This is a genomic window from Moorena producens 3L (assembly GCF_000211815.1).
GTDB lineage: Bacteria > Cyanobacteriota > Cyanobacteriia > Cyanobacteriales > Coleofasciculaceae > Moorena > Moorena producens.
On the sequence record NZ_GL890959.1, the window covers coordinates 1 to 13,630 of the forward strand.

The window sequence follows — 13,630 nt, forward strand, 5'->3', positions numbered from 1 at the left end:
GCAACGACCTGAAAACTTTACCGGTTTACATTGCCAACTTCTGAGTATAGTGGAAAACCTGACATTTGATCAAGATACGTGGAAAACTAGACATTTAAAAACTTTCAGGTAAAATCAAAACCAAATTTAACATTTCGCCAGAAATTATAATGATTTTGGAGGATAGACCCATTAATCACTCTCAAAGCCCGATAAATCCCCCATCTCTGTCCCAGGAAAACGAATCGGTTCTCAAGATTTGGGGTAGAGCGTCTCTCCACGGACAGGTAAAAATTAGTGGAGCTAAAAATTCTGCCTTGGCAATTATGGCAGGGGCTTTACTGTGTTCTCAAGATTGCCGACTGCGTAATGTGCCCTCCCTAGTAGATATCGAGCGTATGAGCCAGATTCTTGCTGCTGTGGGAGTGAAGCTCAAACGCAGTGGTGACATCTTAGACCTAGATGTCAGCCATATCGGACAATCAAAAGCTCCCTATGAGTTGGTGAGCCAGCTGCGAGCTAGCTTTTTTATCCTCGGTCCGATCCTAGCGCGATTGGGAGTGGCACGGATACCACTGCCTGGTGGCTGTGCTATTGGTGCTAGACCAGTAGACCTCCATGTCAGGGGTCTACAAGCTATGGGCGCTCAGGTTCATATTGAGCATGGCATTGTCAATGCTTATGTGAAAGGAACAGGTAACAACAAGCTAAAGGGGGCGAAAATCTACCTGGATTACCCCAGTGTGGGGGCAACGGAAACTCTGCTGATGGCAGCGACTCTGGCAGAAGGGGAAACCACCCTTGAAAATGCAGCTCAAGAGCCAGAAGTGGAGGATTTGGCGAATTTCTGCCGAGCGATGGGAGCTCAAATTAGTGGTGCTGGTACTAAAACTATTAGTATCTCTGGGGTTTCTAGTTTACATTCGGTGGATTACCCAATTATTCCTGACCGGATTGAGGCTGGAACTTTCTTGGTAGCTGGGGCAATTACCCACTCTGAACTGAGCCTTTACCCAGTAATACCGGAACATTTAACTGCTGTGATTGCTAAGCTACAGGCAATTGGTAGTGAGGTGATGGTTGAGGCACCCAATCGGTTACGAATTATTCCTAATAAACTAAGGGCAACGGATATTGAAACCTTGCCTTATCCTGGATTTCCTACGGATATGCAAGCCCAGTTTACGGCGTTGCTGGCTCTGAGTGAAGGAAACTGTGTTGTTAGCGAAACGGTTTTTGAAAATCGGCTGCGTCATGTTGCCGAATTGAATCGCATGGGGGCGGATATACGGGTTAAAGGGAATAATGCGATTATCCGAGGTGTGCCAATGTTGTCGGGAGCACCAGTAGTGGGTACGGATTTACGGGCATCTGCTGCACTTGTGGTCGCTGGGTTAGCGGCAGAAGGAATAACTACGATTCAAGGACTCCGTCATTTAGACCGGGGTTATGAAGACTTGGAGGGGAAACTGCGACAACTTGGTGCTAGAGTAGAACGGGTTCCGGCTCAGATAGAGGAAGAGGAACTTCCTCCGACTCCCACTAATGCCATGACTGCAACACCGTAGTAGTTACCGTAGTAGTTATAGTCATTAGTTATTAGTCATTAGTCATTTAGAAATTGTTAATTGTTAATTGTTAATTGTTATCTGTTATCAATTAACAATTAACAATTTTCAGTTTTCAATATGTCTACTAGAGCTTGTTTTACTGTGGAATACTGATATTCCCATCCATAACTAGTGGTTCGTTTGGGTAGCACCTGTTGACCTTCCAAGACTACTATGGCTCCTTCTCCCAAAAGGGCTTCTAGAGCAACACTGGGAACTGGTAACCAGGAGGGACGATTGAGAACATCTCCAATGGCTTTACATAGTTCGGACATCAAGACAGGATTGGGAGCTGTGGCATTGAAAATCCCTTCCATGTCTGGTCGGGTTAGGGCAGCTATGATTAAGTTCACTAAGTCATCTCGGTGAATCCAAGAAAACCATTGGCGACCGGTACCGATTGGCCCTCCAGCAAACATTTGAAAGGGGGGTATCATTTTCGCTAGGGCACCGCCATTGCCCAAAACTATACCAATGCGCAGAATCACTAGTCGCACATCTGCATCTTGGACTTTCTGGGCTTCCCCTTCCCAGGCTTGACAAACCTCTGCCAGAAAGTCCTCTCCAGCAGGACTTGTTTCATCAAAGGTTACTGTTTCACTAGTGCCGTAGTAACCAATGGCAGAAGCGTTTACTAATACCGTGGGTTTAGGGTCAGCAAGGGCGATCGCTTCCACTATTTTTTGGGTCCCTAATTGGCGGCTATTGAGGATGTCTTCCTTACGGGCTGGTGTCCAGCGCTCCTCAGCAATCGGGGCTCCGGCTAAATTGACTACACCATCACAGCCTGCGATCGCATTTTGCCAATCCCCTGATTCGGTGGGAGTGTAGGCAATAGTTTCTATATTGGGAAATTGCGCCGTAGCTTTAGCTGAGTTACGGGTTATAATTAAGGGTTGATGTCCTTCTTCCTGTAGACGCTCCACTAAGCGGCTACCGACAAATCCTGTTGCTCCAGTAATTGCGACTTTCATACTTCATCCTTGATACTCTATATCGTGTCTGATACCATACTCATCGGTTAGGCTAACACGGGGATACGGGGACGGGAAGACGGGGGAAAATGTTTAGGATGGGTAATTATCCTTCAGTTGATGGTTTGGTTTCACCGTAAGCCATGCCGTTGGCTTCAGCGTACCGATTCATGAAGCGCATGAAGCGTTCCCAGTGGTCGTCTTCGTCAATTTCAACTTTACACTCCACTCCTGCTAGCTCATCTCCTTCTGGACCACCGAAGCGAAATTTTATTGAGGATGGAGTCATAGCAATGATCCCTTCTTCGTCTGTTAAGACCATTGATTGAGAAAATCGGTTTCTATAACTGTTGAATTGTTCAATAGCCTTTAAGCTTTCAAAGGTCATTAAGACTATGCGCGCTCCTGACCGTCGGTTTTTTCTGAGGCTGACGTTACTCAGCTCTTCATAAATACCGTCAAAGAATTGGATGGATGGTGTTGAAGAGTTCATTTTAAATATAAAAACATGGTTAAATTTTAGTATATCGCCTGAGGAGGGGTTGACAAAATTATTTTTATAGGTACAAGGTAATCGGGAGTCGGGAGTCGGGAGTCGGGAAGAGAGCTTGTAGGGTGGGCAAAGAAAGTTTGGTTATTTTGAGTCGTTTAGATTAGATTACTTTGCCCACCCTACTTTAATTGGTATTTTTTTTGACTCTTCCTAAGCAATAATTTTGGAGATTATTTCCAGTTACTTGAGGATGTTGAAGTATAAAATCTAGGTATAAAATTTAATTTATAAATAGTTGATAAACAGTATTGGTGATTGTTCATAATATTAAAAACTAGTTTTCTATCTTTACTCTTGCTCTTAAGTCCCTGCTCCGAATTCCCTAAAAACAAACGAAGACTAACCACAAATGAACCGCCGCCGCATTCTCAAAGCTGGACAACCTTACAGCTTTAGCCAATATTTTGACCTTCCCTTTACCCTAGAAGATATTTTGGCTGAATTTGACTGTACCTTTGTGCGATCGCATATCGATCTCCCTCGTCCTCCCCTTCCCGAAGCGATCGCATTTATCCTTGGATTATACTTAAGGAAGTAAACTATGAAGTAAACAAGGTGTTAAAATCTATGGCAAAGAATACTCAAAGTCATTTTGCCCCCTACTTAAAACATAGAGGGAAAACTGTTGAAGAACAAATTATAGCAATTCTCTATCCCATGAGGTAGGGATCCCCCTAAATCCCCCTTAAAAAGGGGGACTTTGAGGCTGAAAAGCGTACCTCATAAATCCTATAAACGCTATAAACTCAATCAACCTGCTCTGGCATGGCTAAGAAAACGCCTTGAAGAGGAAATCACTCAAGAAGAAGCTAAAATTCGACAGGAAGATTTAGAAAATTTTAAACAAATTGTTGATAGTTTTCGTCCAGAAGGCTCTAAACTATATAGCTACTAATGATTGTTTTTGTCGATACCGGCCTTTTAGGGTTGTTATCTTCTCCCAATGACAAATTAGAAGCACAACAATGTCAGCAATGGCTTTACTCTCTTTAACTGAATCCTAACACCCGTTCACGCCACACCCAGTAAGGCTAATCATAATTCCTCTATCCTTGATTAACTCTTATCTCTTGCCTCTTGCCTTTTGCCTCTTGCCTCTTGCCTCTTGCCTTTTGCCTCTTATCTGTTCCCTGTTACCTGCTCCCTACTCCCTACTCCCTTTATTCTATACTAATAGTGTCACTGTCTTGAAACTGTCATGATTGCTGATAAAAGTCCCAATTACATTTCCAAAGAAGACTATCTATCCTACGAAGAAGATAGTGCCATCAAACACGAGTATATTGATGGAGAAGTCTATGCCATGGCTGGGGCGAGTGATGCCCATGTTACTATTGCCCTTAACCTGGCTTCAGCCTTAAGAAATCATGTCAGGGGCACTGGCTGTCGGGTTTATATGGCAGATATGAAAACTTATGTTGAAGCATCCAATAGTTATTATTATCCTGATGTTATGGTGACTTGCGATGCCAGAGACCGAGAATTGAGCAATTATAAAAAATATCCTTGTTTAATTGTGGAAGTTTTATCTCCCAAGACTGAAGCCTTTGACCGGGGTGACAAATTTTATAATTATCGAAAATTAGACACCTTGGTGGAATATGTTTTAATTAGCCAAAACCATCAGCGGCTAGACTGCTTCCGCCGAAATTCTGAGGGAATTTGGACATTGCAATTTTATGATCCGGGCAGTGAGATTAATCTAGAAACTGTGGATTTTAGGACTAGTCTTGAGGCTTTGTATGAAGATGTAATGTAAGCCGTCAGCCATCAGCTGTCAGCCTTCAGCCTACAGCCAAGGGATTATCCGAGGGAGAAGCTACGGGAACGGGCATTAGATGAAAGCAATCAGATATTCAAGGTAAATTTATACCTTACTCCTTTTTTTTTACAAATATGAGATGCACCCATTGATGGGTGTTGTGGTGGCATAAGCCAAAAACCAATAACTTTGTATAATGGATTTATAGAAAGTTATTGAACATACTTCCTAAGACTTATGCGTGACCTATAACAACTGATAAAAAATATTCAAGAACTACTAGAAGACGATCAAAACATTATTGCCGATATCATTGAAGTATTCAAAAAACAGTATTTAACAGAAAAACCGGCATCTCTTAATCCTCTGTAATTAGACAATCAACCTTTTATTGGTATGGGTCGTGATCGACAAGATACTCAAAATAGTAGCGAATGGGTGAGAAGAATTAGACAACTTACTCCCTAAAACCCAAGAAGGATAAAATCCTCCCTCTTTTAAGATTATAATGTACTTTCTTCGTCGGTAGCTTGGAGAATTGCTTGGTACAATTGAGGACTAATACGAAAGTCCATTGTTTCAATCAATTGATCCATTAATGGTTTAACTGCCGGAATTAAATTACTTTTCTTGGCTTGCACGAGAATGCCCAGTAAGCCCACAATAGTTAGCCCCAATTCTTGAGCAACTGCTCGTCCCCGTCGCTCATCCATCAGTAGCAAATCGGCATCCATTTCCAATGCTAATATGATCGCTTCTGCTTCACCTAAATCGATGGTTTCTTGACTTTCCTGAAGTGTGAAAACTTGCTGCTTATCTGAAACAGCATGAGTTTTAATCCAAGATAAGGTTTGAACTTCTACTGTTCCAGGTACAATTTTTCCGATACCAACCATTTCATTGTAGACAGCAACGGGAATAATCACAGAACCATATAAGCGATGCAAGAGGTTAAGTTGATTGATGCCTGCTAGATTAGTAATCGGTGATGTATCGCTAATAATAATCACAGCAAACTCATCGATTGTAGGGTTTTAAGGTCTGCTTCAAAATCAGCAACATCATAATTCAAATCTAAACCGCGCTTGGCCAGTTCATGCTGAAACTCAATCACAGTTAAACCCGTCCAGGCACGGACTTTGCCACTGCTAATTTTGTCTTGCTTATAGAGCATCAGCGCAATTTCAAGTTTGAATTCATCCTCAGTCATTTGGCTAGCTTGGACAATATCGTCAGGGATAACTACACTCATAGCTACACTATTAAGTAATTGATATATTATGAATAGTTACTTTAATTTTATCATAAATTTCAACTGAATCATAACACCCGTTCAAGCCACACCCAGTAAAGCTAATCATAATTCCTCTATCGTTGATTAAATCTTGCCGTCTTGATGCAGTCGCTCATGGGGGAAACCACGGCAGTTGCTCATGGGGGGAACCCCCAAGACCGCACTGCCTCCCCAAGACCGCGCTGCATCGCTCTTGCCTTTTGTCTTTTGTCTCTTATCTCTTCCCTGCTCCCAACTCCCGATTCCCGACTCCCTAAAACCCAGAACTTTCTACCTCACCCCATTTAAAAATACTGTAAAATTATAGTAGTTAACTGACTACGCCCCCACAACTAGTTATGATCAAAGCAATTACTGCTAGTGGAAAAATCGATCCATCAGGTCAATTATCCTTAGACTACCCAATTGAATATACTCCCCCTAAGCCAGTAGGAGTAATTATTATGTTTGACGAAACAGATGGGGAGGTAAATAGGTTTTGGAAGTCAGTAACTATCAACAGCAACCACTCCTGTCAGCTAAACAGTTGCAAGAGGGATTAAAGCAGGCGTTGATAGAATCGGGGTATGATTCAAGGGAGAAAATTATCGAGCTTGTGCAGGAAATTAAGCAAGAAATCTCTCAAGAGCGTCAAGAAAAACAAAGGAAGACTAACCACAAATGAACCGCCGCCGCATTCTCAAAGCTGGACAGTCGTATACCTTCAATCAATATTTTGACCTTCCCTTTACCCTAGAAGATATCTTGGCTGAATTTGACTATACCTTTGTGCGATCGCCTTTGGCGCGGCTTCGCCGATCGCATATCGATCTACCTCGTCAGCCTTTCACTGCTGCTATTGAACCCCTGCTGCACCAACTCCAGCGAAACCGCAAGCGCATTGAGCTGATCAACGAAACTGCCCGTCGCGAAGCCCTGATCGCACCAATTCTGTTTGAAGTAGTCGATCTAACTAATCACCGCATTTACATTGAATATTCTATTGCTGTTAACGAACACCTGCGGGGAACTTTAGATTATTACATTGCTAACCATAACCTGATTGTGATCGAAGCCAAACAATCTGATCTGGTACGGGGCTTCACTCAACTGGCAGTGGAATTGGTTGCCCTTGATCAGTGGCTCCAGTCTGACCAGAGAATTTTGTATGGCATTGTTACCACCGGAGAAGACTGGCGTTTCGGTACTTTTAATCGCCAAGAACGTTCCATACAACAAGACCCCAAGCGCTACATCGTCCCAGAAGAGCTAACCGAGTTGCTGGAAATTTTAGTCGGGATTATGACTTTAAACCATATCTGAATGCTTACTATGAAATGTACCCCCAAGTACCTCATCTAATTGATAAGCGCTATACTAAATGAAGTAAACCATTAAGTAAACAAGGTTTTAATATCTATGGCAAAGAATACTCAAAGTCATTTTGGCCCCTACTTAAGACATAGAGGGAAAACTGTTGAAGAACAAATTAAACTCAATCAACCTGCTCTGGCATGGCTAAGAAAACGCCTTGAAGAGGAAATCACTCAAGAAGAAGCTAAAATTAGACAGGAAGATTTAGATAAATTTAAACAAATTATTGATAGTTTTCGTCCAGAAGGCTCTAAGCTATATAGCTAATAATGATTGTTTTTGTAGATACAGGCGTTTTAGGGTTATTATCTTCTCCCAATGACAAATTAGAAGCACAACAATCGATAACTCAACCGGTTATGCGTCATGCTGCTCAACTTTGGGCAATGTCTCGCCATCAAGGAATGCCGACCGCTGATGACAAAACTATTGATAATGATGTGATAATTGCTGCTCAGTGTCAACTATTTCAACAAGAAAACTTAGGACAACGTTTAGTTATTGCTACCACTAATGTTAAACATCTAAGTCGTTTCCTTGAGTCTCGAAGATGGCAAGATATTAGATTTTGAAATTAGGGATGCAATGTTGCTCTGTATTTTATGAACTTTATTTCAGGGCTATTATTCCCCATGGCACAGGCATCAACTGCATCCTAAAACTGGTTCCCTTCACACTCACTAAAGCTAATTATAATTCCTCTATCCTTGATTAACTCTTATTTCTTCCCGATTCCCGATTCCCGATTCCCTACTCCCTATTTCCTACTGCCACCATCGACTAACATCATCAACCGCTGCCACCGTTTCTCTTAGGGCTTCAATACCCCCAAACTTGATGATTAAAGGCGCTAATTCAGGAAGAGCTTTAAGAAAATTGGGACGGGTTAGACTAGCTAAACTATCAATAATTTGTTGCCAAAAAGGAAAATCAACCGAGGAAGGAGTTAAGGTCTTAATTAAGTCCTGTAAGGCATGAGCTCGGTTTTTTTCATCCCCAATCCCTCTGGCGCAATCTAAGGCTTCCGGTAACACATTGGGTAAGTGAGGGGCTAAGGCCACTAAGGCTAATGCTCGGTCTGATTTATCGGAAATCCCTCTGGCGCAATCTAAGGCTTGAGGTAACACATCGGGAAAGTGGGGGGCTAAGGCTGTTAAGGCGAATGCTCGGTGTGATTGATGGGAAAGCCCTCTGGCGCAATCTAAGGCTTGGGGTAACAACACATCCGGTAAGTGGGGGGCTAAGTTTCCTAAGGCTAATGCTCGGTGGAATTCATCAGAAATCCTTCTGCCGCAATCTAAAGCTTCCGGTAACACATCGGGAAAGTGGGGGGCTAAGGCTCCTAAGGCATCGGCTCGGTATTTTTCATCGGAAATCCCTCTGGCGCAATCTAAGGCTTCCGGTAACACTTGAGGAAAGTGGGGGGCTAAGGCCACTAAGGCATAGACTCGGCCTGATTCATCGGAAATCCCTCTGGCGCAATCTAAGGCTTCCGGTAACAGATCGGGTAAGTGGGGGGCTAAGGCTCCTAAGGCGAATGCTCGGTAGTATTCATCGGAAATCCCTCTGGCGCAATCTAAGGCTTGGGATAACACATCGGGAAAGTGGGGAGCTAAGGCTCCTAAGGCTAATGCTCGGTGGTATTGATCGGAAAGCCCTCTGGCGCAATCTAAAGCTTCTGGTAACACATCCGTTAAGTGGGGGGCTAAGGCCACTAAGGCATCGACTCGTTCGTATTCATCGGAAATCCCTCTGGCGCAATCTAAGGCTTGAGGTAACAAATCAGGGAAATAGGGAGCTAAGGCCACTAAGGCTTTTGCTCGGTATTTTTCATCGGAAATCCCTCTGGCGTAATCTAAGGCTTGAGGTAACAACACATCCGGTAAGTGGGGGGCTAAGGCCACTAAGGCATCGGCTCGGGATCTTTCATGGTCAAGCCCTCTGGCGCAATCTAAGGCTTGAGGTAACAAATCAGGGAAATAGGGAGCTAAGGCCACTAAGGCTAATGCTCGGTCTGATTTATCGGAAAGCCCTCTGGCGCAATCTAAGGCTTGAGGTAACAAATCAGGGAAGTGGGAGGCTAAGGCCACTAAGGCATCGGCTCGGTATTCTTGATGGGAAAGCCCTCTGGCGCAATCTAAGGCTTGGGGTAACACATCGGGTAAATGGGGGGCTAAGGCCACTAAGGCATCGGCTCGGGATCTTTCATGGTCAAGCCCTCTGGCGCAATCTAAGGCTTGGGGTAACAACTCTTCCGGTAAGTGGGGGGCTAAGGCCACTAAGGCTTTGGCTCGGTATCTTTCATGGTCAAGCCCTCTGGCGCAATCTAAGGCTTGGGGTAACAACTCTTCCGGTAAGTAGGGGGCTAAGGCTCCTAAGGCTAATGCTCGGTCGTATTCACCCTCAATCCCTCTGGCGCAATCTAAGGCTTGGGGTAACAACTCTTCCGGTAAGTGGGGGGCTAAGGCCACTAAGGCTTTGGCTCGGTATCTTTCATGGTCAAGCCCTCTGGCGCAATCTAAGGCTTCTGGTAACAGATCGGGTAAGTAGGGGACTAAGGCTCCTAAGGCGAATGCTCGGTGGAATTCATGGTCAAGCCCTCTGGCGCAATCTAAAGCTTTCGGTAATAAAGAAGGAGGAAGATACTCAATAATTGCCTTCAAACCCTTTGCTTGACCAAAAGAATCTTTATTCTGTCGCACATAAGCTAGTCCCTGGGCTGGCGTCCACATTTCTTTCTCAACTAATGCTGCCATTAACTCTGGAAAAATATTTCTAGCCAAGCTGTTGAGGGATGTCGTAATCAGAGCATAACGACATTGTAAACTAATCGATTCTGTGGGATTTTCTGTAAAATTATCGGCTGCTATTGCCCAAGCTCTCGATACATCCTTAACAAAATTAGCAGTTTTACCTTGTCTATCACACTGCCAATACCAACCGTTATCTCCTGCTGGAGTTTCTTCTTTCAGGAGTTGATGAATTTGATCTATCTTTTCAGCTTTTTTTAGGTGCCAGGTTAAGTGGTTATAGATGTAACCATCATCGGGCAATGTATGCCATAATCCCTTTTCAGTCTTAGTTTGATAACGTTCTAATAATTGCTGATGAGCTTCTGTAATTGATAATGTTAGCTCTGGTTGCAGCAGATTACGGGCTAAATCATGTAACAGGTCATGGAGGCGATAGTTAGTTTCTGGTGTACTAGAGACCCCTGGTAGTAATAAGGCTTTTTGTCTTAAGTATCGTAAAGTCTTTTTGGCTTTAAATGAATTACAGTTCCATAACGTAGTCGCCATGGTTTCAGTAATGGTAACATCCTCCGGCAGTACCCCTAACCAAGCAAATTTTTTCAATCTCTCGGCAGATAATCGCTTTAAACTGAGATTAAACGAAGCCACTAGACTGTGGTTTTTGCGCTTAGCGTCACTTGGCTCTTCCTCTGCTTCTAATCTATCCAAGGCTTCTAAATCAGCAATTTCGGATTGTAACTCATCCAGTAAATCCTGCCAAGAGAATCCATCCCTAACTTGGGCAGCAGCTAATTCTAAGGCTAGGGGTAAGTAGCCGACAGTTTTGGCTAAGATTTTAGCATAGTCGAGTTCTTGATTAGTTAACTCATTGTTGAAACAACCGGTTAATAACTCCAAGGATTGATTTAGAGTCATCACGTCCAAATCATAGCGAATCGCACCGTTAACTGGAGCTTCTCTGGTCGTTACTAACACCCGACAGCCACCCCCTGCTACTCGAAAGGGTTCAACATGGTCAGGATGCCAAACATCATCCACCACTAGCAAGGCTTTTTTATCGGATAATAACGTTCTTAGTTGTAAAGAAGCGCTATCAATATTAATCGGTTTGAAGTCATAATCTCCTAATGCCTGTATCCACGTACTTAGAAAAGATAAGATATCAGGTTGCTGACCTAAAGTTGCCCAAAAAATCCCATCGGTAAAATGGGATTGAACCTCCTCGTCATGGGCTAAAGCTGCAGCTAAGGTGGATTTCCCAATTCCTCCCAAGCCATAGATGGCACTAACCACTAAGGTGCCAGCTCTAGCAGTTTCTTGGGATAAAAGCTTTTGTTTTAGTTCTTGGCTTACTTCCCGGCGTTCGACATAATACAGAGGTCGTGGTGGTGCTTGATTTGGTCGAGTTTGGTTAACCTGCCTCCCAGGCGACTCCACTCAAGTATTATTATAATTAATAGTTTGGTCGCCTTTAATAATATTTTGGCTTCCTCCAATATTAGTATTATCTTGATTAATACTCTTCCCTTGGACGAAGTTACCCTGGTTATCTACTTTCTCAATGTTGTAATTGTCACGCTTAGCCTGTTGGGATTCCAAGGCTTTGGTAATCTTTTCAAGAATTTCCTCTAAGTTAGGCAAAGTTTCAGCATCAACAGTAGTCACCAAACGCTCCATACTTTGGGCAACTTCGGGATTTTGCTTCGCTGCTGCCTCTAGCTCCAATACCACTTCAGCATAATCAAGTGGTTGCTCTGGGGCTTGCTCGATAGCCATTACCGTATCTGGAGACTGGTTTCTCAGGGATTCCACAAACTGGTTAGTCTGGTCCCAGACAACTTGCCCGACATTTTCTCCAGTTTTTTCTAAGGCTTTAGTGGCGAGCACAGTAGAAATAGCGACAACGGCAGCAGCTAATGGTTCCATTTTTGAAGGAGATTATTCAGAGTCTTGGTTTATTATAGTATTTTTAAATTGGGTGAGTTAGTTAGTAGTTAGTAGGGTGGGCAGTGCCTACTAATGCTATCGCTAGCTGCTGTTATCTATCTTTGGCACTGCCCACCCTACATCAATATTCTATTGTGATTAATTCTTTGGTGGGCAGTGCCTACTCATGCTATCCCCAGCTGCTGTTATCTATCTTTGGCACTGCCCACCCTACATCTACATCAATATTTCTGTTCTCTATATTCAGTTGTTAATTGCCTTTTGGTTTTTAAATTGCTCGATTAATTGGGTTAAATTGTTAGGTTCCATGACTTGAGTGTACTGGTGCGCCATTTCCGGTGTTAGGAGTTCTAGCAATAGGGTGTTTTCAATCCACAATTCCATGACATCAAAGTATCCCTTTCGGCTACAGCGAACAACTCGCCATTGTTCTCGTTCACCAATTTTTTCGATTTCTTGTTGATTCAAGGGAACGGCAATGGCGGCATGAGTAGCGGTAAATTTGGAACTAGCTTCATTATTTAAGAACTGTAATTCTTGTTGGTTAGTTCCAGGCTTTAATTCCGTGCCCCTAGGATAAACTTCAATAGCTGTTCCATATTGATCAAAGGCTAAGGTCATATAACTTCCTGGGTGAGGCGCAAATTCAATGCAATTTCCCTTAAAGATTTCTGCTAGTACCGTGGCTACGTGGTAAGGATTATCTGCGGCAATAGATATGTGAAATATCATAAATTTATATCTCTAGAATTAGAGTAGTTTTCAATTGGTTTAGGGACAAAGTTCTGGGTTTTAGGGAACAGCGATCCCCCCTAACCCCCCTTAATAAGGGGGGAAAAGAACAGGGAAGAGATAATAGGGAAGATAGAAGAGGTAAAAAATTATGTGTACTTCATAGCTATGAAAAACGCTGTATTAGTTTTATCTTAGTAGGAGCGCCTAAAAGCTGCATCAAAAGGTGCGCTTGCGTCAAGCGCACCTAAAAGTTGAAAGTGCTTTTAAAAAGGTTAGCAGGGCAAAGGCATCTTGTCAATAAACCGGAGATAGTTATCAATAAACCCTGCTGTAAGCATATGCGCTACGCGCAGGCTAGGCCAACAGCTAATGCGCTACCCGCACCCTAAGCAAATGGCTGAATACTTACCTTGGTATTTTATTGACAATTATTTTCATAAGTAGTCCTACAAAATTTAAATGATATGTAGCTATCCTTGAATATATAAAGGCTAAGCTAACAACCAAAATAAAAATTAATTACACATAATTTATTATAAAAATAGCGAAATTTTTTAATTGTAAATAAATGTATTTTTTTTGATTTACCCCTTGCTATTTTTCCAGGAGTTATCTATACTATAAAAAGTAACGAATGAAACTAATAACCGCGCTGGTCATAGCCTTAATG

General features: G+C 42.9%; 17 protein-coding genes. 10 read left to right on the top strand and 7 right to left on the bottom strand.

Features of this window, described 5'->3' with window-relative positions; genetic code table 11:
* The first annotated feature begins 149 nt into the window (after positions 1 to 149).
* On the top strand, positions 150 to 1,547 hold the full coding sequence (murA, locus tag LYNGBM3L_RS25480) for a UDP-N-acetylglucosamine 1-carboxyvinyltransferase (RefSeq protein WP_008188237.1): 1,398 nt from the start codon (positions 150 to 152) through the stop codon (positions 1,545 to 1,547).
* Between the two features lie 98 nt (positions 1,548 to 1,645).
* Here murA and thyD read toward each other — a convergent pair whose 3' ends face one another.
* Both thyD and psb28 read right to left on the bottom strand, forming a co-directional pair.
* Positions 1,646 to 2,563 carry a thylakoid membrane protein ThyD gene (gene thyD, locus LYNGBM3L_RS25485; RefSeq protein WP_008188239.1) on the bottom strand — a complete coding sequence of 306 codons (918 nt, stop codon included), beginning with the start codon at positions 2,561 to 2,563 and terminating at the stop codon, positions 1,646 to 1,648.
* A 106-nt stretch (positions 2,564 to 2,669) separates the two neighbouring features.
* Entirely contained in the window at positions 2,670 to 3,056 is a 387-nt protein-coding gene (gene psb28, locus LYNGBM3L_RS25490) for a photosystem II reaction center protein Psb28 (RefSeq protein ID WP_008188240.1), read from the bottom strand.
* A 409-nt stretch (positions 3,057 to 3,465) separates the two neighbouring features.
* Here psb28 and LYNGBM3L_RS46095 point away from each other — a divergent pair, with 409 nt between their 5' ends.
* From LYNGBM3L_RS46095 to LYNGBM3L_RS25505, 4 genes are all read left to right on the top strand, one after another.
* Complete coding sequence (locus tag LYNGBM3L_RS46095; protein WP_044494793.1) at positions 3,466 to 3,654, top strand: hypothetical protein; 189 nt, start codon at positions 3,466 to 3,468, stop codon at positions 3,652 to 3,654.
* 162 nt (positions 3,655 to 3,816) lie between these two features.
* The gene (locus tag LYNGBM3L_RS46100) at positions 3,817 to 4,011 is read left to right on the top strand and encodes a hypothetical protein (RefSeq protein ID WP_008188242.1); all 195 of its coding nucleotides are present in this window, start codon (positions 3,817 to 3,819) and stop codon (positions 4,009 to 4,011) included.
* Positions 4,012 to 4,168: 157 nt separating this feature from the next.
* On the top strand, positions 4,169 to 4,318 hold the full coding sequence (locus LYNGBM3L_RS46105; RefSeq protein WP_154659913.1) for a hypothetical protein: 150 nt from the start codon (positions 4,169 to 4,171) through the stop codon (positions 4,316 to 4,318).
* Complete coding sequence (locus tag LYNGBM3L_RS25505) at positions 4,315 to 4,875, top strand: Uma2 family endonuclease (protein ID WP_008188244.1); 561 nt, start codon at positions 4,315 to 4,317, stop codon at positions 4,873 to 4,875. Before LYNGBM3L_RS46105 ends, LYNGBM3L_RS25505 begins: the two co-directional genes overlap by 4 nt.
* Before the next feature lie 506 nt (positions 4,876 to 5,381).
* On the opposite strand, the gene LYNGBM3L_RS25510 is transcribed toward LYNGBM3L_RS25505, so the two are convergent.
* Together LYNGBM3L_RS25510 and LYNGBM3L_RS25515 are read right to left on the bottom strand one after the other, a co-directional pair.
* On the bottom strand, positions 5,382 to 5,888 hold the full coding sequence (locus tag LYNGBM3L_RS25510; RefSeq protein WP_008188245.1) for a PIN domain-containing protein: 507 nt from the start codon (positions 5,886 to 5,888) through the stop codon (positions 5,382 to 5,384).
* The gene (locus LYNGBM3L_RS25515; protein WP_008188247.1) at positions 5,885 to 6,130 is read right to left on the bottom strand and encodes a UPF0175 family protein; all 246 of its coding nucleotides are present in this window, start codon (positions 6,128 to 6,130) and stop codon (positions 5,885 to 5,887) included. The genes LYNGBM3L_RS25510 and LYNGBM3L_RS25515 overlap by 4 nt, the downstream gene beginning before the upstream one ends.
* Positions 6,131 to 6,286: 156 nt before the next feature.
* On the opposite strand from LYNGBM3L_RS25515, the gene LYNGBM3L_RS44305 reads away from it, so the two are divergent.
* The 5 genes from LYNGBM3L_RS44305 (at position 6,287) to LYNGBM3L_RS25535 (ending at position 8,097) form a co-directional block, all read left to right on the top strand.
* Positions 6,287 to 6,460 (top strand): hypothetical protein, encoded by a 174-nt coding sequence (locus LYNGBM3L_RS44305; protein WP_154659914.1) that lies wholly within the window; start codon positions 6,287 to 6,289, stop codon positions 6,458 to 6,460.
* Between the two features lie 190 nt (positions 6,461 to 6,650).
* Positions 6,651 to 6,836 (top strand): hypothetical protein, encoded by a 186-nt coding sequence (locus tag LYNGBM3L_RS46680; RefSeq protein ID WP_008188249.1) that lies wholly within the window; start codon positions 6,651 to 6,653, stop codon positions 6,834 to 6,836.
* Entirely contained in the window at positions 6,833 to 7,474 is a 642-nt protein-coding gene (locus tag LYNGBM3L_RS25525; RefSeq protein ID WP_008188251.1) for a hypothetical protein, read from the top strand. The genes LYNGBM3L_RS46680 and LYNGBM3L_RS25525 overlap by 4 nt, the downstream gene beginning before the upstream one ends.
* Positions 7,475 to 7,570: 96 nt before the next feature.
* Positions 7,571 to 7,792, top strand: a complete 222-nt coding sequence (locus tag LYNGBM3L_RS25530; RefSeq protein ID WP_008188253.1) for a hypothetical protein — start codon at positions 7,571 to 7,573, stop codon at positions 7,790 to 7,792.
* 2 nt (positions 7,793 to 7,794) lie between these two features.
* Positions 7,795 to 8,097, top strand: a complete 303-nt coding sequence (locus LYNGBM3L_RS25535; protein WP_008188255.1) for a type II toxin-antitoxin system VapC family toxin — start codon at positions 7,795 to 7,797, stop codon at positions 8,095 to 8,097.
* Between the two features lie 192 nt (positions 8,098 to 8,289).
* On the opposite strand, the gene LYNGBM3L_RS25540 is transcribed toward LYNGBM3L_RS25535, so the two are convergent.
* The 3 genes from LYNGBM3L_RS25540 to LYNGBM3L_RS25550 all read right to left on the bottom strand — a co-directional run bounded on the left by LYNGBM3L_RS25540 (position 8,290) and on the right by LYNGBM3L_RS25550 (position 12,957).
* On the bottom strand, positions 8,290 to 11,715 hold the full coding sequence (locus LYNGBM3L_RS25540) for an NB-ARC domain-containing protein (RefSeq protein ID WP_008188258.1): 3,426 nt from the start codon (positions 11,713 to 11,715) through the stop codon (positions 8,290 to 8,292).
* Positions 11,716 to 12,204, bottom strand: a complete 489-nt coding sequence (locus tag LYNGBM3L_RS25545) for a hypothetical protein (protein ID WP_008188262.1) — start codon at positions 12,202 to 12,204, stop codon at positions 11,716 to 11,718.
* Positions 12,205 to 12,468: 264 nt separating this feature from the next.
* Positions 12,469 to 12,957, bottom strand: coding sequence for a hypothetical protein (locus LYNGBM3L_RS25550; protein ID WP_008188263.1), 489 nt, complete (start codon positions 12,955 to 12,957; stop codon positions 12,469 to 12,471).
* Positions 12,958 to 13,630: the final 673 nt, after the last annotated feature.